Below are 26569 nucleotides of genomic sequence, written 5' to 3'. Positions count from 1 at the left end.
ATTAAAAACCGATTGGTTTATTTCGCGTATTCAAAAGCATGATGGATACAGCCTTATCTAAATCAGAACGCACACGCCAGCTTATTATAACGCAGTCAGCTCCCCTCTTCAACCAGAAGGGCTTTGCCGGCACGTCTATGCAGGACATTATGGCTGCCACCGGACTGACGAAAGGAGGAATTTATGGTCATTTTGAGAGCAAAGAGGAAATTGCCCTGGCTGCTTTTGAACATGCGTCCGGCATCATTACCCGTATGATTGGGGAGCGAATAGCAAGTAAGGAAAGCGCTTCGGATAAGCTGCAAGCTATTCTGCAGTTTTATAGAACCTACCTTTTTTCGCCTCCTGTTCAAGGGGGTTGCCCTGTTTTGAACACGTCCGTAGAAGCTGATGATACCAATCCGCTGCTGCGGGCAAGTGTTGTTAAAGTGCTTAACCGGCTTCATAAGGCCGTCGCCAATATTGTACTGCAAGGTATAGCGAGTGGTGAGTTCAGACCGGAAGCGGACGCACAGAGGTTTTCTATTCTGTTTGTGAGCATGATTGAAGGCGGTGTGATGGTTTCAAAAGCCTACGGCGATAACAAATACCTCAACACGGTTATTTCTCAGTTGGAGCACATGCTTGAGTCTGAATTATTAACCTAATTTTTTTTAACCTTAAATAAACCGATCGGTCTTTTTTAAAAATCAATTTCTATGAAAAAAGAGTATGCCAAAGTATTGGAAAGTAAGGCCCTGATCCGCTTCGAGGACTGCGACCCATTTGGTCACTTGAACAATGGCCGCTACATCGATTACTACCTGAATGCACGGGAGGATCAGCTGCGCGACAACTATGACCTGGACATTTATGCACTGGGGAAAACGACAGGTAAGGCCTGGGTGGTCGCCTCTAACCAGCTCGCTTACCTGCGTGAAGTGAAGTTTATGGAAACGGTGACGATCAGGACTTGTCTGCGCTGGTATAGCAGTTCTGACCTGATGATGGAAGGCCAGATGGTTGACCCGAAAACAGGTGCGATCATCTCGGTGATCTGGACGCGATTTACTTACGTTGACATACGCAAAGGTCTGAAAGCAGAGCACAGTGAAGAGCTCACAACCCTGTTTAGCAGCGTGGCAATATTGGGGGTAGGAAAACCTGCAGAGTACTTCGAGGACCGCGTAAAAGAACTGCGAATGGCGCCTGTGCTACAGCCGTAAACAAGGTATGCCGGCGAGGCAAAAAAGCTCGTCAACAATAATTCGTGACCTCGTCAAAACATAGTTTTGGAATAGGAGTATAAGGAACTCATAGCACAAAATATAACTATGAAAACGGGCAGCTAGTAATAGCTGCCTTTGTTTTTTTTAGACTGCTGACGAGCCTACTTTAAAGCCTTGCATTGGGGGTATGCGCTACCTCCAGCACAAAGCCATTCGGGTCACGAAAATCGACGGTATAGTAACCTGCGCTGTAGTGCGACATCTCTAGCGGCCCCCGGATAATGTCAGCGTTTTGCCGGTGCAACCACGCTCCCACCGCATCTACCACCTCCGGGCTAATGGCATGGAAACAGATATGCCGCACACCCAGACTTTCATGAAGGGCGATTGGCATTTCTTTGAAATAGATTTCTTGCTGCCCGCTGCTAAAAGAAGTTTGGTTGAGTGCACGCCAGCCAATCAAAGGAAATAATTCGCTATAGAACCGCACCGTTTCCTCCAGGTTTTTCACCCAGAATTCGATGTGGTTGATGCCGGGTCCGTAGGGGTATTCCATCTGTAGGGCTTCTTTGCTCAAGGTATAAGATCTAGCTGTTTTCCAGAATTACCTTTAGCTTTTTCAGATCTTTGCCATTGGCTTTACGCATCATGGTTGCCATGAAGGGAGCGAACACTTTAGAGAACCCGGATGGCTGTCCTGCATTGCGCAGGGTCATGTGGGTGCTGCCCGCATCGATCGCCTCCCAGGTATAGGTGGTTTCCATCGGGAATGGTCCTTCGGCCGTTCGCATCACTATTTTTTGCCCCGGAACATAGCTTACAATTTCGTAGGTATAGGAGAGCCTTCGACCCAGAAAATGAGCGACGAAAGCTACCTGCGAACCGACAACCAGGGGCTTCGACTTCTTCCATTCCACCGACTTGATATTATCATACCACGCCGGCGCATTATCCGGATCCGCAGCATAAGCTGACACTTCGAAAAGTGGTCTATTAATGTCTATTTCAGTGAAAACATTTACCATATAATTCTGACCCCAGCCCGCCTATTTTCGCCTACTGATTAAGCTTTTCTTACAAACTCAGATTTGAGCCCCATAGACCCGAAGCCATCTATTTTACAGTCGATGTTATGATCACCGTCGGTCAGGCGGATATTCTTCACTTTTGTTCCCGCTTTCACTGGTTTCGGAGCACCTTTCACCGGCAAATCTTTTATCACCACAACCGTGTCGCCGTCCTGGAGTTGGTTACCGTTTGCATCCACTACTTTCAAGCCTGCTTCTTGTTCCTCTTCAGCCGGATTCCATTCGTTGCCGCATTCCGGACAAGCGTAAAGTTCTTCGCCCATCGCATAGCCATAAGGTGAACTACATTTAGGACACTGTTTCAATTCTTCTGACATAATCGTATTTTTTTATTCCTGTTTTGCTTTCGTAAAATTGAGAGAGGAATGCCTGTTCCGTTTTACTGTTTCCACAATGCGTTCACACAGCTATACCTCACCTAAAGCGAAGATACAAACATTCCATCACTCCTTGCCTTTTCTTTCTTCCATAAAAGGGCAATTGCCTGATCTGCATTGCGTATACTTGCGCAAAAAACTCAGCATGTCTACCATACCCGAAGCGCATTACCGGAAACTAGAGCAGCTATACCTAAGCGCCAATGTACAGCAGTTATTTAGCGGCAGCGATATCGGGGTGGCGTATGGCAAGGCCGAGATTACGCTTCCGGTAGATCCAAAATACTTTCATGGGGCTCAGGCTATCCACGGGGCAACCTACTTCAAACTGCTCGATGACGCCGCCTACTTTGCTGTAGCCTCACTCGTAACGGATGTGTTTATCGTGACATCTTCGTTCCAGATCAATCTGCTGCGCCCGGTAAATTCCGGCACCCTGAGAGCCGTGGGCACGGTGCGCTCTGTGGGCAAAAGTCTGTTTGTAGCAGAGGCTACCTTGTACAATGAACGCGGTAAGGAAGTAGCTTTCGGGACCGGACAGTTTATGCGGACTGCTCAGCCATGGGAGAACTTGCCGGGCTGGGAAACTGACACACAGGTATAGCAACCTTGCAGGTATACGGATAAAAAAAGAGCCACCCTGGGGCGGCTCTTTTCTAGTTCAGGTATAAGTTTTTCAACTATTCCTTTGGCGCAGAAGAGACCTGCGGCTCCGTCAGTTCAAAGCCATAGTCTTTGCCCTTGAGCAGAGTCGGCACACCCTGGTCCATCCACTTCGGTGCCGGAGCGCCTTTCAGGTAATGGTCGAAGAACTGCGACATGCGCACCGACAGGTCTTTGCGGTTGTTGCGCTGCACCAGGTTGTGGTCTTCGCCATTGTACACGAGCATCCATACCGGCTTCTCAAGACGGCGGAGCGCCATAAAAAACTCGATGCCCTGATACCACGGCACGGCACCGTCCTGGTCGTTATGCATGATCAGTAAAGGTGTCTTCACGCGGTCAGCGAAGAAGAGCGGTGAGTTCTCGATGAACTGCATCGGCTTTTCCCATAACGTACCGCCAATTCGGCTCTGCGTGCGCTCATACTGGAACTGACGGCTCAGGCCTGTACCCCAGCGTATACCGCCATAAGCACTCGTCATGTTCGACACCGGCGCGCCGGCCATCGCAGCCTTAAACATGTTGGTGCGGGTCACCATGTAAGCGATCTGGTAACCGCCCCAGCTCTGTCCCTGCAAGGCCATATTCTTATCATCCACGAAGCCTTGTGCCACGACGCTCTGCACACCCGGTATGATGCAGTCCATGGCGCTCTCGCCTGGATAGCCCTCGGTATACACGATGTCTGGCACGAACACAAGGTAATCGTTGCTCACGAAGTATGGGATGTTGATGGTAGAGGCACTCGGCGCAGGTATACGGTGGTTGTGTATGCCGTCAGAAGAGCGCTCGTAGAAGTACACCATCATCGGGTACTTTCTCTTCGAATCAAAATTCTCAGGCTTGTACAGGAGGCCCTCCAAAGGTATACCGTCCGTCGACTTCCAGTTCACCAGTTCCACATTGCCCCACAGGTAGTCCTTCATCTGCGGATTGGCATCACTCAGCTTTTCCACATTGGCAAAGCTCAGGTCGGAGGTATAGAGGTCGTTATACTCCCGGAAAGAGCCACGGCGGAACGTGATGCGGTCGCTGTTTTTGGCTTTCTTAAATGAGGTATAGCCGTGCGGGCTCATCACCAGTTTTTCAGGCTGTGCTGTTTTGCTTACATAATCGCGGAAGAAACCGGAGGACTTGTCAGTCAGATTAAAGGCGCTCAGGTATAGCGTGGCATCGGCAGGTATAAATTTCTCTTCGTTGTCGAGTTGTTCGTAGCGCAGACGCAGTTTGTTGGTACGGCCATACTTGTCGGTCAGGTTCTCAGGAGCTTTTTTGCCACTTGGGTCCAGCTTCCAGATGTCGAAGCGGTCGTACACCAGCAAGGCGTTGTCCTTTTCTACCCAGCCAGCTGTTCCGTAGGAGCCAGGCAAAGCAGGCACGTCATTGTCCTCTTCATAAAATGGCAAACCGATGCGCTTGGTCAGGTTAATGTTAGCTCCGCCTTTGGTTGTCATGGCGTGCCAGCTGCTGTCGGTTGGCTCGTACCAATATACGTAAGCACCCTGTGGCGACAGGCGCGGCATCCCTCTTGTTTCTTTCAGTATCTGCTTGGCTGTTCCTTTTTTCAGATCGATCAGGTAGGCGTCTTTGCGGGTTGGGGTGTCATACCCGATGGTTACTTTGTACTTCTCATCGCTCACACCAAGGGCTACGTCTGCCTGGCCATAAGCGTCCAGGTATACGTCGGGCATTTCGAGGGTGGCCAGCTGCTGCATTTTCTTGCCGCGCAGGTCGTACATGGCCAGGAAAGAACGCTTCTGGTCGCGGGTTAACTGTTTGAGCTGCATCGGCTGGATCAGCGGATCTTTGTAACCCCAGATGTCGAGGCTCACTTTTTCCTCCTCGAGTTTGGTGGTGTCTTTTTCGAAGCGGGTCGGGCGCGGGAAAGTGCCAAAGAACAAACGGCGGCCATCTTCCGAAAAGCGCAGGTTGCCATGTTCGCTCACCATCCAGGCCGCAGGCATTCCTTTGGTTACCGTATCGGCCAGCGTAACTGCTTTATTATCTTTCTTGTTCCAGTGGTAGAGGTTAAAATAACGCAGCTCCGCTCCTACAGTGTCGGTGGTTGCTACATAGGCCAGCTGCTCGCCTGCTTTGTCGGTGCTGATGCCTGTGTAAGTCACCTTGCCCGTGTCGATCGGCATTACTTTGAGGTCTGCTGTGCTGAAGGCGTAAACTCCAGCCGTGTGCAGCGAGTCAAGTTCGTCCTTCACAAAGTAGAGCATGTTGCCCTTTTCGGAGAACACGTAATCCACCACGCGGTTGAAGCGGTGCTCTTGTCCACTTTGCAGGTTACGCACAACCAGCTCTGTGCCTTCTGACTTCTTTTGCTTTGGCTTGGCAGCGGGTTTTGCGGCAGCTGTTTTGGCAGGCTCGGTCTTCGGAGTTTCAGGTATAGCGGGCTCTGTTTTCGGTTCTCCTTTTTTAACTGCTTCCTTTTTCGCCGGAGCCGGTTTCTCCAATTGATAGGCTACCCAGTTGTTTCCCTCCTTTGGCAGCTTGTAGGATTTCACGCGCGGCACTTTCACCACGCTCATGTTCTCCAGTGCCACGATCGCCAGGGAGTCCTTCGGCAGGTCATCGCCTTTTTTCTTCTTTAGCTTGAGCTCACGTACGGTGTTATACTCCGGCCTGATCTGGAAAACAGCGTAGCGGCTATCATTGGTAAACTCCGCTTTGGTGCCGCGGGCGAACTCCCGTATGGCCTTGCTGGCGTAGTTTCGGATGTAGAGGGCGCCATCGCCTTCCTGCGGATCGACGTTAAAAAGCACGTACTGGCCGTTGTTAGAGAGTTTGTCTCCGGCTACGCCTTTCCAGCTATCGTATACGTCGTGGGTGAGTGGTTTTTTGGTGGCTTGCTGTTGTGCCTGCGCCTGACTGAGGCCGGCTCCGAACAACGCCATCAACAATAAGAATTTCTTCATTGTAAAAGGTTTGACTATCGGTTAGCGGTTTTGATTGGTTCTCTAAATGTACAAATTATTTTGCGCGTGCGCGCGTTATAGCTTTAGAGGTTGCTCTATCAAGAAGGTTTAAAGTCGCAAGGTTTCGCAGCAACATTTACATGCTGTGAATCCACTTTCCAAGGATCAACAATTTAACAATGAAGTCATTAAACCATTCATAGGTCATTTACCTAACGATTGTTTGGTTTTCCGCTCGAATCCTGATAATTTCACACTATAAAACTATTAGACACAATCTTATGCAAACGAAAGAAGTTTATATAATCTCGGCTGTACGTACCCCGATCGGAAGCTTTGGCGGCGCTTTGGCCAGCCTTTCTGCCACAGAACTGGGAGCAGCCGCTATCAAAGGTGCGTTGGAGAGAGCCGGTGTTGACAAGAGTTTAGTACAGGAAGTGATCATGGGCAACGTGCTGTCGGCCAACGTGGGTCAGGCTCCTGCGCGTCAGGCGGCTGTAAAGGCGGGTCTGGGCTATGAAGTAGAGTGTACGACTGTGAACAAGGTATGCGCATCGGGTACAAAGGCGATCATGTTTGCGGCGCAGGCCATCATGCTGGGTCACAAAGACATCATTGTGGCAGGCGGTATGGAGAGCATGTCGAACGTGCCTTTCTATCTGGACAAAGCCCGCTTCGGTGCGAAGTTGGGTCACGGTCAGATGACGGATGGCCTGTTGAAAGACGGCTTGTGGGATGTGTACAATGACTTCCACATGGGCAATGCCGCTGAGAACACTGCCCGTGAGATGAAGATCACCCGCGAAATGCAGGACGAATACGCGATCAGTTCTTACAAGAAATCAGCCGCTGCCGCCGAGGCCGGTATGATGAAGGACGAGATCGTGCCGGTTGAAATTCCGCAACGTGGCAAAGACCCGATCGTAGTGTCAGAAGATGAGGAATACAAAAAAGTAAGCTTTGATAAAATAGCCGGCCTGCGCCCTGTGTTCGACAAAGCGGGTACGGTAACGGCTGCCAATGCCTCTACCCTGAATGACGGTGCTGCCGCCCTGTTGCTGATGAGCAAAGAGAAAGCGGAAGAACTGGGTGTGAAGCCAATTGCCAAGATCCGTGGCTTTGCGGACGCCGAGCAGGATCCGATCTGGTTCACGACGACACCATCACTGGCTATACCTAAGGCGCTGAAAAACGCTGGCGTATCGCCTGAGGAGGTAGACTTCTACGAGATCAACGAAGCCTTTTCTGTGGTTTCAATTGCCAACAATCAGAAACTTGGTCTGGAAGGCGGCAACGTGAACGTGTTCGGCGGTGCCGTATCGCTGGGTCACCCACTGGGTGCTTCCGGTGCCCGCATCGTCACCACACTTTGCAACGTGCTGGACAAAAAAGGCGGCAAGATCGGTGTGACCGGTATCTGCAATGGCGGCGGCGGTGCTTCTGCCCTGGTGATCGAGAAAATGTAATCTCCGCTTTGCGGTATATTTTTTGCAGGAAGCCCTACGTTATTCGTAGGGCTTCTTTTTTGTACCTTGCCTGAATATTAAACTGTTTCCCATATTTTTGGTGTTTATCCATTTTAGACTGATATGTCATTAGAAACCAAATTGGCCAACTTCTGGGAGTGGGCCAACATGACGCCCGACACTTATAACAATGAAAGAGGATTGGGTGAGTGGGAAGCCGGGTATCCTGGCTGGGAAGCGTTGTACAAGGCGGCCAATGAAGCGCTGGAGCAACTCAACCAAGAATTCAACCACGATCTGGCACAACAGCTGGTGTATGCGCTGGCCATTGACAATGAAGCGGGTGTGGTGCTAAAAATTGTAGAGGAGAAGCTAGCAGACCCGCTCCGTTTTGTACGGAAGGCCATCTTCTCTGATCAACCACAAGCCAGGTGGCAAATGGCCGAATTGCTTGGTCATATGGAGGTCGAAGGCCGCGAGAAAATGTTGCTACAATTGATTGAAGGCGAAGACAAGTATGTGGTCCGTCGTGCTTTGCTGAGCCTGAACAAAGTGAACCGTGCCAAGGCGATGGAACTGGCACAGCAATACGTGAGAGATGCTGACCCGTTTTTGAAGTTAGTAGCAAAAGAAATTACCAAAAAGAAGGTATAGCCCTATACCTTCACTACAGTCAAACAATAGTACCCATGCTTAAATCACTTTTCATCCTTTCCGCTGTTTTGCTAGTCAGTGCTTCAGCTTTCGGGCAGGCGCAACGCAAAGTAGTCACCTACCACGACGAGTCCATGACGAGCGTAAAAGAGGTATACTACATGACGCCCGACTCGGCGATTGTGGGCTACTACAACCGCTATTACCCGACTGGTGAGCGGGAGGCGTTTGCCAAATTTGTGGAAGGCAAAAAGGATAGTGTGTTCACGGAGTATTACCAGAACGGACAGCCCCGCATGCAGGTAACCTATGTGCAGGATCAGAAGCAGGGACCTTTTAAAGCTTTTCATCCGGATGGGCGCTTGTTGCAGGAAGGCAGCTACGACAAAGACCAGCAGAGCGACGTGTTCAGGACATTTTATGCTGATGGCAAGGTGCGCAAGGAGACCAATTTTGTGAACGGTTTTCCGGAGGGACTGGTACGTGAGTTTTACCCGAACGGCAAGCTTAAATCGGAGATTACCTACCAGAACAGCCAACAGAACGGTCCGGCTAAAACTTACTTCGAGAACGGCAACCTGGAGACCGAGGCCACTTACCGCAACGGTATGCTGGAAGGTTCTTACAAAACGTATTTCGACAATGGTCAGCTGGAGACAGAAGTGATTAATGTGGCGGGTCAACGCAACGGCACGTTCAAGAGCTATTACCGCAGTGGCAAACTGAGCACCGAGGGAAGCTTCGCGTCAGGTAAAATGCACGGACCGTCCAAAGCCTATTTTGAGAACGGCAACCTGCGCAGCATGATCACTTACCGCAACGGGCAGGTACAGGGGCTTTCGCAGGTATACTTCGAAGATGGCAAACTGAAGGAAGAAGGGCAGTACAGCAACAACGGCGATGACCGCAAGATCACAACCTACTACCCTTCCGGCAACATAAAAGCGGAGGAGCACTACAAAAACAAACTACGCACCGGAAACTGGAAAGCTTACTACGACGCCCCCGGCAAAAAAGTAGAGGTAGCCGAAACCTACAACGCCGACAAACTGATTGGTGAGCGAGTGGTATATTATGAAAACGGTCAGGCCAAAGCGAAGTATACCTACGGCAAAGGCGATGGCAAAATCGTGAGCAGCCAGGAATTCTATGAAAGCGGCAAACTGAAATCTGAGACAAGCTATAAAGATGGTCTGCGCTTCGGTCCATACAAGCAGTACTTCGAAGACGGCAAAGTAGAAGTAACCGGTCAGCATCGCAACAACAAAGCCACCGGTACCTGGAAATACCACAACCCAGAAGGCAAGGTATACAAGACCCGCCTTTACCGAAATGGTGAGGTTGTGGAAGAGAAGGAAAAGTAAGGTATAGCTACAGGTATAGGAAAGTCCCCCGCTCAATGTGAGTGGGGGACTTTTTGTTTGAATTAGCTCTCTTCAACTTATTGTCTTTAGCGCACATGCAGTTTTTTAGCTACAATGCCTATATTTAATTTCGCAAATCAAATCAGAAATTCACGTCATAAATGCAGGTATACAAGACGGCGAAGGGCCCAGCAATTTTCGTTTTCATTTTTGCTCCACTCATCATTTTGCTGGGTATTTTGAGTCTAATTGTACCCTTCATGCAAGACAATAACTTGCCACTCATTTTTCTATTGTGGCCAATGGGTTTGTTCATAATTGGATTCTCTACAATCGGGTTACTTAATACGATTAATGGTAGAATCATTGTACATGACGATAGAATTCAGGTGATTAAAACATTTTCTGATAGAGAACTTTATTTTGATGAAATAAAGGGATTTAAAGTCACAATTAATAATATTATCATTGAATCAGCCACATCGGATAAGAAAAGCCTTAAGTTCTATTCCTCCATTAAGAACTTATCTGAACTAGTGGATTTACTCACCAGATATTACCCTAACCTCGATGATCTGAAAATAGAAGCGGACACACAGCAGATCTTATCTAATGAACAGTACGGGCACACGCTTGAGGCAAGAGCGGCTAAATTTCGATCAGCTCAAAAGAAAGCTAAAATATTGAATTGGACAGGCGGATTGGCTGGTGTCTGGACATTTTTTTACCCAATTCCATACGAATTCGCTATACTCACTTCCATTGCCATACCTGTTCTAACTCTTATCAATTTAAAATTCTCAAGTGGGCTTTTCAGAATTGACGAAAATAATGAGAGCGTTCATCCATCTTTGTCTTGGGCTATATTTGCCCCTAGCTTCGCGCTTGGGTTAAGAGCACTTCTAGATTTTAAAATTTACGATTTCAATAATGCAGGGCTGTTTACCTCAATTTTAGCTGTCGCTTTATTGAACATTATTTTTTTACGCAATCGTGAGTTTAATTTTAAAAAAGCGAAAGATTACCTAGCCGCATCCAGCATTTTAATAGCTGTGGTTTGTTATAGTTATGGTGCAATCATTACTCTTAATTGCTATTACGATAAATCAGATAGCAAAATATACAAGGCAACCATAGTAAATAAACGCATCAGCACGGGCAAGAATATTTCTTATTATCTTGAACTTACCAAATGGGGCACCCAAGACAAAAACGAGGAGGTGTCCGTAAAACAAGAATTTTACAATCAATTTGAGAACGGAGATCAAGTAACCATATATTTTCAAAATGGTTGGTTCAATATTCCTTGGTTCTTCGTTTCCGATTGACTCATTTCATTATGCTCTTCCGCGAAGCCACAACCTCCGACATTCCCCAACTCCAGATCATCCGCCACTCGGTAAAGGAAAACATCCTCTCTGACCCGACACTGGTAACCGATGAACTCTGTGTGCTATACCTGACGGAGCGTGGAAAAGGCTGGGTATGCGAGGTGGAAGGACAAGTCGTGGGCTTTGCTATCGTCGACCTGCAAGACTATAATGTGTGGGCCTTGTTTCTGCTGCCTGAGTCTGAAGGACAAGGTATAGGCAAGCAACTCCACCGCATCATGCTCGACTGGTATTTTCAGCAAACACCAGAACCCATCTGGCTGGGCACAGACCCCGGCACCAGGGCCGAAGCTTTTTACCGAAAGCAAGGCTGGCGCGAAACAGGTATACACGGCCGTTCCGAGATCAAATTTGAGATGCGCTACGACAAGTGGCTGGCTCAGAAAAAGTCCTGAACAGTTCACCTCCTTTTAAGTCTACGTCCCGACTTTTGCCCGGCTTCTCCCGTATAGACGAATCATTTTTAACCAACCAAAACCGATTCGCTATGCTGGAAGAGCTATGGTATAAAAACTCAATCATTTACAGTCTCGATCTCGAAACCTTTATGGACCTGAACGGCGACGGGGTGGGCGACTTCGAAGGGCTTGCTCGTCGCCTGGATTACCTCAATGCTATGGGCATCGACTGCATCTGGCTCGCCCCTTTCCAGCCCTCTCCCAACAAAGACAACGGCTATGACATCTCCGACTATTACGGGGTGGACCCAAGGCACGGCTCCAGCGGTGAATTTGTGGAGTTTATGCACCAGGCCAAAAAGCGCGGCATCAAAGTGATCATCGACCTGGTAGTGAACCATACTTCTGACCAGCACCCCTGGTTTCAGGATGCCCGCAGCAGCGAAAACGCACCATACCGAGACTGGTATGTCTGGAATAAAAAGAAACCGTCTGACTGGAACGAAGGTATGGTATTTCCCGGCGTACAGGACTCTACCTGGTCCTACGACAAAAAAGCCAAATTCTGGTACTACCACCGCTTTCACCATTTCCAGCCCGATCTGAACTGGGATAATCCGGATGTACGCGCTGAGATCAAACGCATCATTGGTTTTTGGCTGGAATTGGGCGTAGCTGGCTTCCGTGTGGATGCCGTTCCATTCATGATCGAATCGCCTGAGCCGAACACCAGTAAACACGAGCTCAACTTCGATTACCTCCGTGAAATCCGCCGCTTTGTACAGTGGCGCCGGGGAGATGCCATCTTGCTGGGCGAGGCCAACGTGCTGCCCGAAGAAAACAAAAAGTATTTCGGGAAAGAAGGAAATGGCATTCACATGATGTTCAATTTTTATGTGAACCAGCATATGTTCTACGCACTGGCTACCACCGAAATTGATCCGCTGATCGAAGCACTGGAGGCCACCCGCACCAACTTCCCGAACGTGCAATGGGCACACTTTCTGCGCAACCACGACGAACTGGACCTGGGCCGCCTCACCGACGAGCAACGCGAGAAGGTGTTCGCCCGGTTCGCGCCGGATGAAGATATGCTGCTCTACGAGCGGGGTATACGACGCCGCCTCTCTACCATGCTGGGCAACAGACAGCAAAGCGAGCTGGCCTACAGCCTGATGTTCTCGCTGCCCGGCACCCCCGTGATCCGCTATGGCGACGAGATCGGCATGGGCGACGACCAGAGCCTGAAGGAGCGCGATGCCGTGCGCACCCCCATGCAATGGACGGACGATCACCAGGCTGGTTTCTCGAAAGCCGACAAGTTGGTACATCCTGTCATCGACAAAGGCCCTTACTCCTATCATCACGTAAACGTCGAGAACCAACGCCGCGACCCAAACTCGCTTCTGAACTGGATGACTGCCCTGATCCGGCTTCGGCAAGAGTGTACGGAGATTGGCTGGGGCGAATGGCAAATCCTCAAAACGAACAAGCCTAAAGTACTCTGCATGCACTACAGCTGGCAAGGCAGCTCACTGATCATTTTGCACAACTTCGACGAGATGGTCCACGAAGTTGTACTCGACCTGAAACAGGAGAGAAAAGACAACCAGGAAAAAGAGTACAAGCTGATTGACCTGATGGTGAGCTATGAAAGCAAAGCTGATGCGAAAGGCAGGCACTACATCACTTTGGACGCATACGGCTACCGCTGGTTCCGTGCCGGCGACCTGAGTCATTTGCTGAAGAAGAGTTAAGTTTTATGGCGCGAGTATCCTCGCTCGCGCCATACCCCATACCTTACTGCCCCTGCAGGTCGATATCATCTGTAGGCAGGATCTCCACTCGTACGCCCATTTTCTTCTGGATGATCTTGAAGTGGTGCGCATCCTCTGTCGTAATCAGCGAGATGGCTTCGCCGGAGGCCTCGGCGCGGCCCGTGCGCCCGATGCGGTGCACGTAGTCTTTCGGGGAACGGGGCAGTTCGTAGTTGATCACATAAGGCAAAAACTTGATATCTATACCCCGGGAGGCAAGGTCGGTGGCAACCAGTACGCGCAATTTGCCTGCCTTAAACTGCCGGAGCGCTTCTGTTCTGCCGCCTTGGCTTCTGTCGCCGTGAAAGGCTGCTGCTTCTATCCCATGCTTCTTGAGCTTGCCTACCACATTGTCGGCCGTCCGAATAGACGAAGCGAATACCAGCACCTGTTGCATGTCGTATTGCCGGATGAGGTAGCGCAGCAAAGGTCCCTTCTTTTCAGGATCCACCTGGTAAGCGGATTGCTTGATTAGTTCCGGCACCGTAGCTTCTTCCTGCACCATCACCCGCACAGGGTCAGTCAGCAACTTCGCTATCAGGTCTTCTACATCCTGGCTCAGAGTAGCCGAAAACAAGAGGGTTTGCCGCCTGGCTGGCAACATGGAAAGCAACTTGTTCACTTCCTCCTGAAAACCCAGATGCAGCATTTTATCAGCCTCGTCCAGCACCAGCGTTTCCACTTCCGAAAGGTGCACCGCTTTGTGCTCGACCAGGTCGAGTAAGCGGCCAGGCGTTGCGACGAGCACATCGGTACCGCTCAGTTTCATCATCTGCGGATTGATGGAGATGCCACCATACACCGCCAGCGTCTTTACCGGTCTGTCAAGCTCCTTACCGAAAGCACGGAACACCTCTTCTATCTGCACCGCCAATTCGCGAGTAGGTACGAGCACCAGCGTGCGCACATAGCGGTTGCGGCCGGCTTGCTTCTTCTGGTACATCTCCAGTATAGGCAGCGCAAAACTAGCCGTCTTGCCGGAACCTGTTTGCGCTATACCCAGCACATCCTTCCCTTTCAGGATGGAGGGTATAGCCTGTGTCTGTATCGGATAGGGCGCGGTATAGCCCTGGGCTTGGATGGAACGAAGAAGTGGCGCCGAAAGGCCCAGTGCAGAAAATGACATAAATACAGGTATGAGTCGCGGGCAATTGCCCGTATACCTGCAAAGGTACGAATATTATGCTTCGCTGTCCTCCGGAGCCAGCACGATCTGGGTGCCATACCTTGCCAGGTGGTCGAGTAAGGTATAGATGAAGAGTGCTACTCCAGACATTTCCATCAACTCCTCCAGGCAGTAGAGGATTCGGTTGTACAGGTGGTCGATCCCATAGCGCTTGTACAGATAACCCTCAAAAAACTCCAGCCCCAGGGCACCTGTCACAAACAGCGCACCCGACACCAGGATCAGGTTACGGGTATAGGCAGGCAGTCGGAGCACAAAACGCAAGAAATAGGCTACCACAGCCAGCGTAAGCACACCGTATGGCACCACCCAGGCCCAATGTAGCATACCTGACAAGTCAGTCGTTAGGCGAGGTCGCACAAAATCCGCCACTCTTTCGTGTACCTGTGTGTTCTCGTCGATGGCCATGAACAGAAAGAGGCACCCCAGTATAAACCAATGACGGGTATAGTTTTCCTGAGCAGATCGTTTGTGTTGAATGTAAATCAGAAAAAGGAGCCCACTTGCGGCCAGTAACATTACCGAAGAGAAGAAGGCGGGGATGTTACTCTCTCCGTTGAAGGTAAAGTAATACATCAATATCCGCGTCAATCTGGAGTCGTACTGCAAAACACTGTCCAGTACAATCCCGGCAATATCAGCGAGCAGCAGCACGAAAATAATTATGCTGAGCTTCCGAAGCACATTTTCAGGAGAAAGAAGCAAGGGTGTGGTGGTCGGGGAAGTAGAAGTTAGCAGCATAAGTCAGCATGTCAGAACAGGACTCTAAATTTTACAGATTAAGGTATACCTTAAAACGACTTCCTCTGTTGCCGTGTGCGGGTTACTGGTCTTCGCAGGAAGCAAATATGCCTGATCATTTTGTTCAGCTATACCTGTGTTCCAACCCTAATCCGTCAAATTCAGCTTCCTAACAAATTAACAAACCATTTTATCCACAGAAATAATGCAGTAGCTTAAATAGTTAACAAGTTATCCACCGAACATACCCCCAGACTTGATTTTTTATTCCTAAATCTTCAAATTATCTTCGTAATCCAAACCCAAGCATTATGACGCAAGACGGACTAAACGCAGTTATTCGAAACGACTGGACATTAGAGGAGATCAAAGCGATTTACAATAAACCAGTGTTGGAACTGATCGTGGAGGCAGCCAATGTGCACAAGCAGCACCAGGCAACCGGTGAGGTACAGGTATGTACTTTATTGTCAGTGAAAACCGGTGGCTGTCCGGAAGATTGCGCGTATTGTCCGCAGGCGGCCCGTTTCCATACGGATGTGGATGTGCACAAACTGTTGAGTCAGGAGCAAGTGCTCACGGCGGCACAGCGTGCCAAAGACGGTGGTTCTACCCGTTTCTGCATGGGTGCGGCCTGGCGCGAGGTGCGCGACAACCGCGACTTCGACAAGGTGCTGGACATGGTAAAGGGCGTGAACGAAATGGGCCTGGAAGTTTGCTGTACCCTGGGTATGGTGAACGAATACCAGGCCGAGAAGCTGAAAGAAGCCGGTCTGTACGCCTACAACCACAACCTCGACACGTCAGAAGAAAATTACTCCAACATCATCACAACCCGTACTTACGATGACCGCCTCGACACGATTGAAAACGTGCGCAAAGCAGGTATATCGGTTTGTTCGGGCGGCATAATTGGTTTGGGCGAAACAGACGAAGATCGCATTGGTATGCTCCATACCTTATCTACTCTGGTACAGCACCCGGAGTCTGTGCCCGTGAATGCGCTTGTACCGGTAAAAGGTACGCCCCTGGAAAATCAGCCGCTGGTTACAGTTTGGGAAATGGTGCGCATGATTGCCACGGCCCGTATCCTGATGCCAAAAACGATGGTACGTCTATCGGCAGGCCGTGAGCGCATGAGCGTAACCGACCAGGCCCTTTGCTTCCTGGCCGGCGCCAATTCTATCTTCACAGGCGAAAAGCTTTTGACAACGCCAAACCCGGACTTCGACGCAGACAAAGCCATGTTCGAAATGCTGGGTCTGACGCCACGCAAGTCTTTTAAAGAAGAAGCACAACACGTTTGCTAGTTTTTCTTTGACAAAAGACTATCTGATATAAGACAAAAGACTTTTTTGTAACTTGATTTTTGTCATTCAATCTTTTGTCAGGAATTCCTTTGTCTAATAGTCCATTAAAAAATAAACTACAGCAGAACCTGGCGGAGCGGGCGGCGCAGGGGACATTGCGTTCGCTTAAAACTACCGCCGGGCTCATTGACTTCTGCTCCAACGACTACCTCGGCCTTGCTCGCAGTGAGAAATTGCGGGCGCTCATCCGTAAGGAAGAGGAACGCTACAGACATTTGCCTTTGGGAGCAACGGGCTCCCGACTGCTATCCGGCAACCACGGCCTTTTCGAAGAGCTGGAAGGTATAGTTGCGTCTTTCCACAAGGGGGAGGCAGCGCTGCTTTTCAACTCGGGGTATACGGCCAATGTGGGGCTATTGTCTGCTTTGCCGCAGCGTGGAGACACGGTGTTTTACGACGAGGCCAGCCATGCCTCTATGAAGGACGGGCTGCGGTTGAGCTTTGCCAAAACCTACAGTTTCAGGCACAACAGCGTAGAGGACCTCCGGCAAAAAATGAAGCGCGCGACCGGACAGGTATACGTGGTGGTAGAATCGGTTTACTCCATGGATGGCGGCAAAGCACCTTTGCAAGAACTGGCTCAGGTATGCAACGAGCAGGGGGCCGCTTTGATTGTGGACGAAGCCCATGCCGTGGGTCTTTATGGCGATAAAGGCGAAGGATTAACAGTGGCTCTTGGGCTGGAAAAACAAGTATTTGCGCAGGTCATCACCTATGGAAAAGCCATGGGCGCACATGGAGCAACTGTGGTCGGTCCACAAGTGCTGCGCGACTTTTTGATCAATTATAGTAGAGCATTTATATACACAACGGGTCTGCCGACGCATGCGCTGGTAGCTCTGAAGTGTGCTTATACCCTGCTGCCCGAACTCGCGCCCCAGCGTGAGCGCGTGCAGCAACTCGCAACCCGACTGTACCAAAAACTGAACAAACTTAGCGGCATACGCTGCACCCCGGAAGACAGTGTGATCCTATCTGTTTTCCCGCAAGAGCCCCGGCAACTCAAGACGCTTGCGGCTGCGCTGCAACAAGCTGGATTTGATGTGCGCCCCGTGTTGCCCCCAACTGTGCCTGCCGGCACAGAACGGCTCCGCGTGATCGTGCATGCCTATAATAGTGAAGAAGAAATTGACGGCCTCGTGCAGGCCATAGCGAAAGGTACATGAAAAGATATTTTGTAACAGGCATCGGAACGGACGTTGGCAAAACAGTTGCCGCAGCCATACTCACCGAAGCCTTACACGCCGATTACTGGAAACCCGTGCAGGCGGGCGGCCTCGATTTTACGGACACCGACATGGTCAAAAGCCTGGTGTCGAATGAGATTTCTGTGTTTCACCCCGAAGCTTATCGCCTGAAGATGGCCTCGTCTCCGCACAAAGCAGCGGCCGCCGAAGGTATAGAAATAGATGTGCACGGTCTGAAACTCCCCGAAACGCAGAATAACCTAATCGTGGAGGGAGCTGGCGGCCTGATGGTGCCCCTTAACAAGCGCTACCTGGTGCTGGACCTGGTGCAGCAGCTGGGTCTGGAGGTGATACTGGTTTCCAGGAACTACCTGGGCAGCATTAACCATACCTTGCTCACGGCCGAGGTGCTGCGCTACCGCAAAGTGCCGGTGGCGGGCATCATTTTTAACGGGGAAGAAAACCAGACTTCAGAAGACTTCATCATCAAGTATACCGGACTGCGCCGTCTACCCTCTATCCGGCAGGAAGCTGACTTTTGCCAAGAGGCTGTAGCTGAGTATGCTAAGAGCTTCACCCCATACCTGTAAGTTCATATAACAAAGGATACACCTACACCTTGCCTATTGGTTAAACTCTACTAAAACGATTACAACTTCCGCTTAAAACCTGACATGGCACCAGGCAATTTCCTTGCTATTAGTGCTATGAAAAGCTATTCTCTATACCTAAATTTGGTCAGGTGCTATACCTGATTTCCCAAATTCTGGACATGGCGCATGCATACAGAAGAACTTTTTGAGGTTTTGAGTCAGATACAGAGCAAAGCGCAGGTACAGCATTTGGCGGCTCAGGCGAATTCAGGCAAGCTGCCAGTCGCGGATTTGCTGCGTCTTTGTTACACGCAGCACAAACCAGCTGTTGCTTTTCGGGCTGCCTGGGTGCTGGAAGAAGTGGCCCATACCTACCCCGAACAGTTCGTGCCTCACCTGCCGGATTTTGTCAGCCAATTGTCTGCTCAGCATAACCTGAGTTGCCAGCGGCATTTCACCAAAATACTGATGTGCTGCGCCAATCCCAAGGCAAGGCCTATCTACAGCACCGCCTGGAGCGCTATACCTGAACATGAAGCCGTCGTGGAAACCATGTTTGAGTGGTTGATCGATCCGCGCACACCTGTAGCAGTAAAGGTTAACTGCCTGGATGTATTGGCATACCTGCAAGATGAGTTTCCATGGATAAAAGACGAGCTGAAAGCTCAGATTGAATTTCTGCTGAAAGACGGCTCCCCTGCCATGCTCAGCCGGGGCAAAAGGCTGCTAAAGCGCTTTTTTCCACACAATCGGTAGGCAAATACCCCGGTGTTTTATACTTTCGCACCAGAGCTATACCTGACTTATGCCCCTTTCTGATAACCTTGCCAGCCGCGACCAACGGGTCATCTGGCACCCGTACACGCAGATGAAAACCGCCGCCCTCCCTATACCTATTGTGCGGGGCGAAGGAGCTTTACTCTATGCAGAGGACGGAAAGACGTACATCGATGCAGTAGCTTCGTGGTGGGTAAACCTGCACGGGCATGCGCACCCCTACATCGCCCAAAAAGTTGCGGAGCAATTGCAGACCCTGGAGCACGTCATTTTTGCCGGATTCACGCATCCCGCCGCGGTAACTTTTGCCGAACGCTTAATACGGATCTTACCCCAGGGCCAGAGCCGCATCTTTTACTCCGACAATGGCTCCACCGCTGTAGAGGTCGCGCTAAAAATGGCCATACAATACTGGCAGAACACAGGTATACCGAAGCGAAAAATCATCGCCTTCCGTAACAGCTACCACGGCGACACCTTTGGTGCCATGGCCGTGAGCGCCCGCAGCGCCTTTACAGCCCCCTTTTGGTCATATTTGTTCGAGGTGGAATTCATTGATGTGCCTATACCTGGGCAGGAAGAAGAAACCGTAAAACAGCTGGAGGCTTTTGCCCGAGGTGGCGACGTAGCAGCATTTATTTACGAACCACTGGTACTCGGCACGGCAGGTATGGTGATGTATCAGCCGGAGGTACTCGACCTGTTGCTCACCATCTGCCAGCAGCACGACATCCTGACTATTGCCGATGAGGTGATGACAGGTTTCGGTCGCACCGGCCGCACATTCGCCAGCGATTATTTGCAGCATAAACCGGATATGGTTACGCTCTCAAAAGGGCTCACCGGCGGCACGATGGCGCTGGGTGCCACTTCCTGTAACGAAAAGATCTACGAAGCCTTCCTGAGCGATGACAAGCGCAAAACCCTGTTTCACGGGCACAGCTACACCGGCAACCCCGTTGCCTGCGCCGCTGGTCTGGCCAGCCTGGATTTGCTGCTACAGGAAGAAACCCAGCAACACATCGACCGCATCAGCAAGCGCCACGCAGCTTTTGCCGAGCAGTTAAGGTCAATGGATAAAGTAGTGGATGTAAGGCAGCGAGGCACCATTCTGGCAGTGGAGTTCGAAGCCGACGGCACTTCTTACTTCAACAAACTGGGCGATACACTTTACAGCTTTGCCCTGGAACAAGGTGTGATTCTGCGTCCGCTCGGCAACATTATCTATGTGATTCCTCCCTACTGCATTACCGATGCACAGCTTGACCAGGTATACCTGACCATCCAAGGTATGCGCGAACTGATCACCGGCGCACGTTACTTTGAGCCGTCATCTCAGACTACTTTGCATGATTAATCCTGTCTGACTTCCATAGTCCCGGTCAACACCTGAGGAAATTTCGTCTGAAACCCTTTACCTTTGCGATTGATTTGGAAGCTGAAAGAGAACATATCGTGATCAGGGGCTGCGGGGCAATCTCTGCATTAGGTATAAATGCGCAATCTGCGGCACAAGCCTATCTTTCCGGCAGGCCTTCTTTTTCTGTTATAAAACACCTGCAGCAGCCAACCCCTGTAGCCGCCCTCTCAGCAGCTGGCGAAAGCGCATTACGAAAACTCCAGGCTGAGAACCCCAGCTATCGTCAACTGGACCGTTCTGTGCTCATGGCCATCTACGCTGCCCGTCAGGCAGCAGATCAGGCGGGTTGGTTGAATGCTTCTTCAGTACCACAGCAAGACCTGGCTGTGAATATCGGCTCCTCCAGAGGGGCTACCGGCTTATTTGAGCAGCATTTTGAGGCTTTTCAGCAAGAGCGACTCTCGGCTTCTGCCTCGCCTACCACTACATTGGGAAATTTGTCCAGTTGGGTAGGTCACGCCGTGAATGCGGGCGGTGCGCAGATCAGCCACTCCATTACTTGCAGCACGGCGCTGATGGCCATAGCAAACGGAGTAGCCTGGCTGCGGGCAGGTATGGCCAACCGCTTTCTGGCCGGTGGCACCGAAGCACCCCTCACCGATTTCACGATTGCCCAAATGAAAGCAATCGGAATTTACTCTTCCATGCACGACCAGCCTTTTCCTTGCCAACCCTATGGTACTTCCGGCGAGAATACCTTTGTGCTGGGCGAAGGTGCAGCCGTTCTGGCCCTCGAGAAAGCAACTACCTCTCAGCTTATGAAAGGCGATATGGTGATCGAAGCAGTTGGTTTCGGTTTTGAGCCAATCAAAAGCAAAACAGGCATATCCGCTGAAGGACTCAATTTTCAACAATCCATGCAGCATGCCTTGTCACAGCTCCCGCTTCAAAAGCAATCTGTTGATGCCATCATTACGCATTCGCCCGGCACCAGGGCGGGAGACACGGCTGAATTAAATGCAATTAAAGCAATCTTCAAAAATAATCCCCCCGCTATCACCACGAATAAACACCTGCTTGGTCATACATTAGGCGCCTCCGGTGCCCTTAGTCTACAGTATGCACTGCATCTACTTGATCGACAACAAATTACTCCACCTGATTACCCTTTATCATTCCCAACTTCACCCCCTTTAGGCATGCAACGCCTTATGATGAACGCGGCAGGTTTCGGCGGAAATGCCGCCAGCATTATCCTTTGTATAGTTTAGAAATAAATTGTAAAAATACAATTTATGAGACTGTTTTAATTCAATCCATAGACATCTTCTATATAGTACAATTATTGTACATTTCCACTACATCTTCCTTTAGACCCCATTTCTAAAATTGCATAGTTTCAACGCTATTACGTAGCCTCTGCTTTTTTTATAGTTTACTCTTCTCTTATCCTTCTCTGTGAAATCGAGCATAACACAGGAAACAAACTAAATTTTGCCTACACTAAGATTAAGGTATATTAATATAGGAACTTATTAATACAATTTACCACTGCCTTACTTTTCGATTCCAGTCCAATTGCACACTAAAGTTTTATAGCACAGGCACGTATAACTCAATACAATCTAAAAGTGCGAATAGGGCATGACCTGCCTGATTCACACTAACTTTTTTGTATTAATTACCTTTTAACTAAATACTTGCCATAACAAACTTTTACCCAGACTATGAAAAAATTTATACAAGTCTCGTTTCTACGGAGCAGCCTGTTGGTTGCTATTTTACTCGTAGTTACGATCGCAAGCGCTTTTGCGCAAACGCCTGGCATGATTGTACAGTCAGCCAGAAACGGTGGGGAGGTTATATTAGATCCAAACGGTGACGACTATATATCGACAACAGCCACCGGATTCTCAGGCACCAATGATATTGGAGAAGGGATCAGTGAAATTCCCTACCGGGCATTGCCTACGCTGGCATCAGAGCCTTTGGGGGATGTTAAAAACGGAACAGCCGGTAGCCACACCGACTTTGCCTCTCCTTCTCCCCTACAGGTGTATTTTGTTGGCAGAAACCTCATGTTCAGACTGAGGGTGGGCGGTATCTCATCAGCTGCGCGAGGGTACAGTGTCCTCATCGACTCAGACAATACTTTTGCAGGCACTGGCGCAAATCCGGGTTTTGAGTATGAAGTGGTGCTCTTCTCAAACTCTGAGGTGAGGCTCATCGGTCACACTGGCACTTCATCACGAACACTCTTTAGTGGCGCAGTCACTCAGTTCTCGCAACGAGCGCAGGCAGCTTCTGTTGGCGGCGGCGACGCGGATTACTTCTATGATTTCTATGTCCCGATTATCGCTTTTGGCAATGGGATCACTCCCAGCACCCCCCTGCGCATGGTAGCCAGTACCCTCAATCTTGGGCGCAGCGCACTTTCAGATCTAAGCCTAGTGGCTGACGTAGCGGGAGTAGATTTCAGAACCTATAACCAGGAAGCGCTTGCAGCCTGGCGTGATATTATTGGCGTCACGCCTCCTGTAACGCTCAACAACCTGGTAGCAAACGAAATTGCTCAGATTAGAACGTTTGCACCGGTTATCAATTTCCCAATAACTACTGCTGCAACCGCCATCTCAGGTACTTCCCGTGAACCGGCCGGTACCATTATTCAGGTGCAGCGAAACGGCACCGCGCTGGGCAATACGGCTGTAACGGCTACTGGAAATTGGACATTCACATTACCTAGTGGCGTGACATTGGCAGAAGGTAACCGCATCACAGCAACAGCCACTGCACCAAACCGCCCGGTTTCTGAAGTATCCAGTGCAGTTATAGTAACAAGCACTATTTGTAATGCACCAGTTCCAACAATCACAGGTGCAGATGGATCTAGAAGACTTATAAGAGGAACATCGGCACCCGGTGCTACAATTCGCGTTTACAGAAATGGAGTGCTTCTCTCAACATTAGTAGGTGGTGTTACAACGACAACAGCAAGCAACACTGGTACATGGGAATTTGTTATTTGTACTCCCCAACAGGCACCTAGTAACTGTATTGGCAATGGCGTGTTTACTGCAACACAACAGATAGGCACGGGTTGTCAGTCAAACCCATCCGCTCCGTTCGTAAATGGTCTGACGACAGCTACCAACCCAGCCACCACAATTACAACTCCGGTCTGCGTCAGTTCGTCAACAGTTTCCGGTACAGCAGCGCCAAACGCTTTCGTGACTGTATTCCTTAACAGCCGCCCAATATACCTTGTATCAACAGCAGACAACGCCTACACAGCACAAGCAGATGCTGCTGGTAACTGGAGTTTCACAGGCAATTTAGGTTTCACTGCCGGAAACACATTATTAGCCCGAGCCAGAACGGCAACTACTTATTATGGTGAGTCATCAAGCGTAACCGTAACAAGCTGCGCAACTACAGCTCCCATCATCACAGGGGAATACTGCGGCGTGACGACTACTGTAACCGGTACATCAACAGAACCTGCCGGCACATCGATCCAAGTATACGCTGGTGGCACAGCGGTTGGCTCCCCGACTACTGTTAACCTGAACGGTTTCTGGTCAGTAACCGGACTCTCTATATCACAGGGCACAGCCTTCACGGCGCGGGCCACTGCCCCAGGTGGAACTCAAAGTCCGGATTCTGAGCCTGTCACCGCTACTCCACAAACATCGGCAGAAGGCCTGACCATTAACAGCCCCATCCTGGAAGCTGCCACTACGATCTCAGGAACAGGCCCGGGTGGCACACAATTGACACTCTACATTGACGGTACTCCCTTCACCCCAATCTCTATACCTGAGAATGGAACTTGGAGCATCTCCGGTTTCTCACGTACGGAGATATTTCCAGGTGCTGAGATAAGCGCTACGGTGACGGCTACCGGGCAGTGCGAGAGTGAATTTGCTGAAAGCGTGATAGTGGAATGTGAACCACTGACAACCACCTTCACAGTAACATCAAGCACGCCGGCCACCATTTGTGGAGGAAGTACACCTGTAGTCGTAGACCTGGCCTCCTCGCAACTTGGAGTGATCTACTCCTTACTGGTTGATGGAGTAGAGTCAGGTGCTTCTGTGATGGGTACGGGCGATGCGATTACCATCACGTCAGGACCGATCAGCAACACGACAAACGCTAACAGAGATGTAGTGCTGTCGGTGAGAGCCCGCAGGATCATGGGTGCTACAGGAGAGGCTTTGCCTGCAAGCTGTGAAGCTATCCTGAATGGAACCATCACCCAATCAGTGCTGCCACAGGCACCAACCAACTATACTGTTGTGCCGCTTACAAGCAATGTGTGCGCAGGTTCCACTGTCCTACTGCAGCTCAGCACCTCTGCATCAGGCTATACCTATCAACTACTGAACGAGGCAACCGGTGAGTTGGTAGGTGACCCAATTGCTGGCACTGGCTCGACGATCAACTTATCAACCGGTCCGGTTAATTTCAATGCGACGTACAGTGTTGTCATTACCAATAACACCAACCAGTGTGTGCTGATAGATGCGGCACGGTACACGGCAAATATCTCCGGACCAGCCATCGACAGGCCGGTGTTTGCCACCAATGACAGGGTATGCGTTGGAGGACCAGCAATAATCAATGTGTCTACCCAAGCCAATGCCGACTATCTTTATGATGTATTTCAAGTCGGTCCTGGAAACTCGCTGACTCAGATTGGAGATGAAATACAGGGCACAGGCAACATAATCACCGTACCTTCAGCCGCTCTGAATACACCTGGCACCTATACCTTCTATGTGGAAGTGTCGAGTCCTTCCTGCCTGGCCCGCAGGGTATTGCAAACTGCCACCGTGGAAGTTACAAACAACCCAGGTATAGCCAATGCCGGCGAAGACCAGGAAGTCTGTGGCAGCGATGCTGTTCTCGCAGCACAATCGGCTGCACCGGGTGTAGGCACGTGGTCTACCGTGACCAAACCTGCAGGAAGTGCCGATCCGACTTTTGCTAATGTAAACAACCCGAACTCTACTGTCAGTGGTCTGGTTTCAGGTATCTATGAATTCCAATGGTCGGTGGTGACCACTTGCGGCGGCACACCAACTCCTCCAGTAGTTAATATTGTCAGAATCACAGTGAATTGTGAAGCCTCATATGTGGTGTTGCCACCTAAATACAGGGATGAGTACATCAGCGGCGACACCCTGGCATACACAGTGGACACTGACGGCGGAATTACGGCTGCTACGCTGCTGAGCGGCACGCTGCCTCCGGGCTTTGTGCTCTCGCCTACCAACGGTAACATCACAGTGGGCAATCCAGATTTACTTGTAACGGGCATCTATGAACTTAACGTCAGACTGGTGGACGCCTTGGGCGATGTTACAAACCTGGTAGTGACAATTTTGATCAATGAAGACTCCCCGATCATCATCCCGCTCCCAGTCGAGTTGGTATACTTTACAGCCACGGTCCGCAACAACCAGGCTCACCTCGAGTGGCTCACGGCCTCGGAACTGGACAACGACCGCTTTGAGATAGAGCGCAGCCTAGATGCAAGGAGCTTCGAGAAAGTTGGCACGGTGAAAGGCAAAGGCACGACCAGTCTGGAAACCAAGTACCAGTTCACTGACCGCACACCAGTGCAGGGCACCGTGTACTATCGCCTCAAGCAGGTGGATACCGATGGACAGTTCGCCTACAGCAATGTGATTGCGGTAAATGCCAAAGGACTGGCGCGCGAGCTGGCCACGCAGGCTTATCCGAATCCGTTCCAGGACGTGATCAAGGTAACACTCACAGTACCGGAGGCACAGGTCGCCGCCATGACCATCTACGACATCAATGGTCGCCGCGTCATAGTCAAAGACCTGGATCTGGATGCTGGGGTGAACGTGCTGGAGCTTCAGCTAGGCCAATTACAGTCGGGCATGTATATCCTGAAAGTGGTGGGCGAAGGTATGGAATCCACCACCCGAATCATGAAGAATTAAGAACCAGGTATAACAACCACAGAAAAG

The 26569-nt window shown here is 50.3% G+C and carries 22 protein-coding genes; 16 read left to right on the top strand and 6 right to left on the bottom strand.

Annotated features, from left to right (window positions below; all coding sequences use genetic code 11):
- Nucleotides 1-38 precede the first annotated feature (38 nt).
- The gene (locus tag L1278_RS09745; protein WP_253403285.1) at nt 39-647 is read left to right on the top strand and encodes a TetR/AcrR family transcriptional regulator; all 609 of its coding nucleotides are present in this window, start codon (nt 39-41) and stop codon (nt 645-647) included.
- A gap of 51 nt (nt 648-698) precedes the next feature.
- The gene (locus L1278_RS09740; protein WP_253403283.1) at nt 699-1205 is read left to right on the top strand and encodes a thioesterase family protein; all 507 of its coding nucleotides are present in this window, start codon (nt 699-701) and stop codon (nt 1203-1205) included.
- A gap of 169 nt (nt 1206-1374) precedes the next feature.
- Here the strand turns inward: L1278_RS09740 and L1278_RS09735 are convergent, their stop codons facing one another.
- The 3 genes from L1278_RS09735 to L1278_RS09725 are packed head-to-tail and all read right to left on the bottom strand — an operon-like array spanning nt 1375 to nt 2613.
- On the bottom strand, nt 1375-1785 hold the full coding sequence (locus L1278_RS09735) for a VOC family protein (protein ID WP_253403281.1): 411 nt from the start codon (nt 1783-1785) through the stop codon (nt 1375-1377).
- Between the two features lie 10 nt (nt 1786-1795).
- Nucleotides 1796-2233, bottom strand: a complete 438-nt coding sequence (locus L1278_RS09730) for an SRPBCC family protein (protein ID WP_256488538.1) — start codon at nt 2231-2233, stop codon at nt 1796-1798.
- A gap of 38 nt (nt 2234-2271) precedes the next feature.
- On the bottom strand, nt 2272-2613 hold the full coding sequence (locus tag L1278_RS09725; RefSeq protein WP_220624703.1) for a zinc ribbon domain-containing protein YjdM: 342 nt from the start codon (nt 2611-2613) through the stop codon (nt 2272-2274).
- 205 nt (nt 2614-2818) lie between these two features.
- On the opposite strand from L1278_RS09725, the gene L1278_RS09720 reads away from it, so the two are divergent.
- Nucleotides 2819-3277 (top strand): PaaI family thioesterase, encoded by a 459-nt coding sequence (locus L1278_RS09720; RefSeq protein WP_253403278.1) that lies wholly within the window; start codon nt 2819-2821, stop codon nt 3275-3277.
- 76 nt (nt 3278-3353) lie between these two features.
- On the opposite strand, the gene L1278_RS09715 is transcribed toward L1278_RS09720, so the two are convergent.
- On the bottom strand, nt 3354-6260 hold the full coding sequence (locus tag L1278_RS09715) for a S9 family peptidase (protein WP_253403276.1): 2907 nt from the start codon (nt 6258-6260) through the stop codon (nt 3354-3356).
- 281 nt (nt 6261-6541) lie between these two features.
- Between L1278_RS09715 and L1278_RS09710 the strand changes: the two genes are divergently transcribed.
- From L1278_RS09710 to L1278_RS09685, 6 genes are all read left to right on the top strand, one after another.
- A complete protein-coding gene (locus L1278_RS09710; RefSeq protein WP_253403274.1) occupies nt 6542-7726 on the top strand; it encodes an acetyl-CoA C-acyltransferase in 1185 nt (394 codons plus the stop codon).
- A 123-nt stretch (nt 7727-7849) separates the two neighbouring features.
- Nucleotides 7850-8380, top strand: a complete 531-nt coding sequence (locus tag L1278_RS09705; RefSeq protein ID WP_253403272.1) for a HEAT repeat domain-containing protein — start codon at nt 7850-7852, stop codon at nt 8378-8380.
- A gap of 35 nt (nt 8381-8415) precedes the next feature.
- Nucleotides 8416-9744: a toxin-antitoxin system YwqK family antitoxin gene (locus L1278_RS09700; protein WP_253403270.1), complete on the top strand. Its 1329-nt coding sequence runs from the start codon at nt 8416-8418 to the stop codon at nt 9742-9744.
- 260 nt (nt 9745-10004) lie between these two features.
- Nucleotides 10005-11072, top strand: coding sequence for a hypothetical protein (locus tag L1278_RS09695; protein ID WP_253403268.1), 1068 nt, complete (start codon nt 10005-10007; stop codon nt 11070-11072).
- Between the two features lie 11 nt (nt 11073-11083).
- The gene (locus tag L1278_RS09690; RefSeq protein WP_253403266.1) at nt 11084-11530 is read left to right on the top strand and encodes a GNAT family N-acetyltransferase; all 447 of its coding nucleotides are present in this window, start codon (nt 11084-11086) and stop codon (nt 11528-11530) included.
- 92 nt (nt 11531-11622) lie between these two features.
- A complete protein-coding gene (locus tag L1278_RS09685; RefSeq protein WP_253403264.1) occupies nt 11623-13290 on the top strand; it encodes an alpha-amylase family protein in 1668 nt (555 codons plus the stop codon).
- A gap of 43 nt (nt 13291-13333) precedes the next feature.
- Here L1278_RS09685 and L1278_RS09680 read toward each other — a convergent pair whose 3' ends face one another.
- Together L1278_RS09680 and L1278_RS09675 are read right to left on the bottom strand one after the other, a co-directional pair.
- A complete protein-coding gene (locus L1278_RS09680; RefSeq protein ID WP_253403262.1) occupies nt 13334-14476 on the bottom strand; it encodes a DEAD/DEAH box helicase in 1143 nt (380 codons plus the stop codon).
- Between the two features lie 54 nt (nt 14477-14530).
- Nucleotides 14531-15277: a multidrug transporter gene (locus tag L1278_RS09675; RefSeq protein ID WP_253403261.1), complete on the bottom strand. Its 747-nt coding sequence runs from the start codon at nt 15275-15277 to the stop codon at nt 14531-14533.
- A 311-nt stretch (nt 15278-15588) separates the two neighbouring features.
- On the opposite strand from L1278_RS09675, the gene bioB reads away from it, so the two are divergent.
- The 7 genes from bioB (at nt 15589) to L1278_RS09640 (ending at nt 26542) form a co-directional block, all read left to right on the top strand.
- Nucleotides 15589-16587, top strand: coding sequence for a biotin synthase BioB (bioB, locus tag L1278_RS09670; RefSeq protein ID WP_253403259.1), 999 nt, complete (start codon nt 15589-15591; stop codon nt 16585-16587).
- Nucleotides 16588-16670: 83 nt separating this feature from the next.
- On the top strand, nt 16671-17813 hold the full coding sequence (locus L1278_RS09665) for an aminotransferase class I/II-fold pyridoxal phosphate-dependent enzyme (RefSeq protein ID WP_371927348.1): 1143 nt from the start codon (nt 16671-16673) through the stop codon (nt 17811-17813).
- Nucleotides 17810-18424 carry a dethiobiotin synthase gene (bioD, locus tag L1278_RS09660; protein WP_253403255.1) on the top strand — a complete coding sequence of 205 codons (615 nt, stop codon included), beginning with the start codon at nt 17810-17812 and terminating at the stop codon, nt 18422-18424. Before L1278_RS09665 ends, bioD begins: the two co-directional genes overlap by 4 nt.
- A 189-nt stretch (nt 18425-18613) precedes the next feature.
- Nucleotides 18614-19183 (top strand): hypothetical protein, encoded by a 570-nt coding sequence (locus L1278_RS09655; protein ID WP_253403253.1) that lies wholly within the window; start codon nt 18614-18616, stop codon nt 19181-19183.
- Nucleotides 19184-19232: 49 nt separating this feature from the next.
- Nucleotides 19233-20561, top strand: coding sequence for an adenosylmethionine--8-amino-7-oxononanoate transaminase (gene bioA, locus L1278_RS09650; RefSeq protein WP_253403251.1), 1329 nt, complete (start codon nt 19233-19235; stop codon nt 20559-20561).
- Nucleotides 20562-20635: 74 nt separating this feature from the next.
- Nucleotides 20636-21835, top strand: coding sequence for a beta-ketoacyl synthase N-terminal-like domain-containing protein (locus L1278_RS09645; protein ID WP_253403249.1), 1200 nt, complete (start codon nt 20636-20638; stop codon nt 21833-21835).
- A gap of 456 nt (nt 21836-22291) precedes the next feature.
- A complete protein-coding gene (locus L1278_RS09640) occupies nt 22292-26542 on the top strand; it encodes a T9SS type A sorting domain-containing protein (protein ID WP_253403247.1) in 4251 nt (1416 codons plus the stop codon).
- Nucleotides 26543-26569 lie beyond the last annotated feature (27 nt).

The organism is Pontibacter sp. HSC-36F09 (assembly GCF_024171605.1).
Taxonomy (GTDB): domain Bacteria; phylum Bacteroidota; class Bacteroidia; order Cytophagales; family Hymenobacteraceae; genus Pontibacter.
Note: the sequence above shows the minus strand (reverse complement) of the source record. Positions and strands in the feature narration are given on the sequence as shown.

Coding starts and splice junctions, on each gene's coding strand:
- L1278_RS09745 (WP_253403285.1), top strand. CDS start 39: ATGATGGATACAGCCTTATCTAAATCAGAACGCACACGCCAGCTTATT.
- L1278_RS09740 (WP_253403283.1), top strand. CDS start 699: ATGAAAAAAGAGTATGCCAAAGTATTGGAAAGTAAGGCCCTGATCCGC.
- L1278_RS09730 (WP_256488538.1), bottom strand. CDS start 2,233: ATGGTAAATGTTTTCACTGAAATAGACATTAATAGACCACTTTTCGAA.
- L1278_RS09725 (WP_220624703.1), bottom strand. CDS start 2,613: ATGTCAGAAGAATTGAAACAGTGTCCTAAATGTAGTTCACCTTATGGC.
- L1278_RS09720 (WP_253403278.1), top strand. CDS start 2,819: ATGTCTACCATACCCGAAGCGCATTACCGGAAACTAGAGCAGCTATAC.
- L1278_RS09715 (WP_253403276.1), bottom strand. CDS start 6,260: ATGAAGAAATTCTTATTGTTGATGGCGTTGTTCGGAGCCGGCCTCAGT.
- L1278_RS09710 (WP_253403274.1), top strand. CDS start 6,542: ATGCAAACGAAAGAAGTTTATATAATCTCGGCTGTACGTACCCCGATC.
- L1278_RS09705 (WP_253403272.1), top strand. CDS start 7,850: ATGTCATTAGAAACCAAATTGGCCAACTTCTGGGAGTGGGCCAACATG.
- L1278_RS09700 (WP_253403270.1), top strand. CDS start 8,416: ATGCTTAAATCACTTTTCATCCTTTCCGCTGTTTTGCTAGTCAGTGCT.
- L1278_RS09695 (WP_253403268.1), top strand. CDS start 10,005: ATGCAAGACAATAACTTGCCACTCATTTTTCTATTGTGGCCAATGGGT.
- L1278_RS09690 (WP_253403266.1), top strand. CDS start 11,084: ATGCTCTTCCGCGAAGCCACAACCTCCGACATTCCCCAACTCCAGATC.
- L1278_RS09685 (WP_253403264.1), top strand. CDS start 11,623: ATGCTGGAAGAGCTATGGTATAAAAACTCAATCATTTACAGTCTCGAT.
- L1278_RS09680 (WP_253403262.1), bottom strand. CDS start 14,476: ATGTCATTTTCTGCACTGGGCCTTTCGGCGCCACTTCTTCGTTCCATC.
- L1278_RS09675 (WP_253403261.1), bottom strand. CDS start 15,277: ATGCTGCTAACTTCTACTTCCCCGACCACCACACCCTTGCTTCTTTCT.
- bioB (WP_253403259.1), top strand. CDS start 15,589: ATGACGCAAGACGGACTAAACGCAGTTATTCGAAACGACTGGACATTA.
- bioD (WP_253403255.1), top strand. CDS start 17,810: ATGAAAAGATATTTTGTAACAGGCATCGGAACGGACGTTGGCAAAACA.
- L1278_RS09655 (WP_253403253.1), top strand. CDS start 18,614: ATGCATACAGAAGAACTTTTTGAGGTTTTGAGTCAGATACAGAGCAAA.
- bioA (WP_253403251.1), top strand. CDS start 19,233: ATGCCCCTTTCTGATAACCTTGCCAGCCGCGACCAACGGGTCATCTGG.
- L1278_RS09640 (WP_253403247.1), top strand. CDS start 22,292: ATGAAAAAATTTATACAAGTCTCGTTTCTACGGAGCAGCCTGTTGGTT.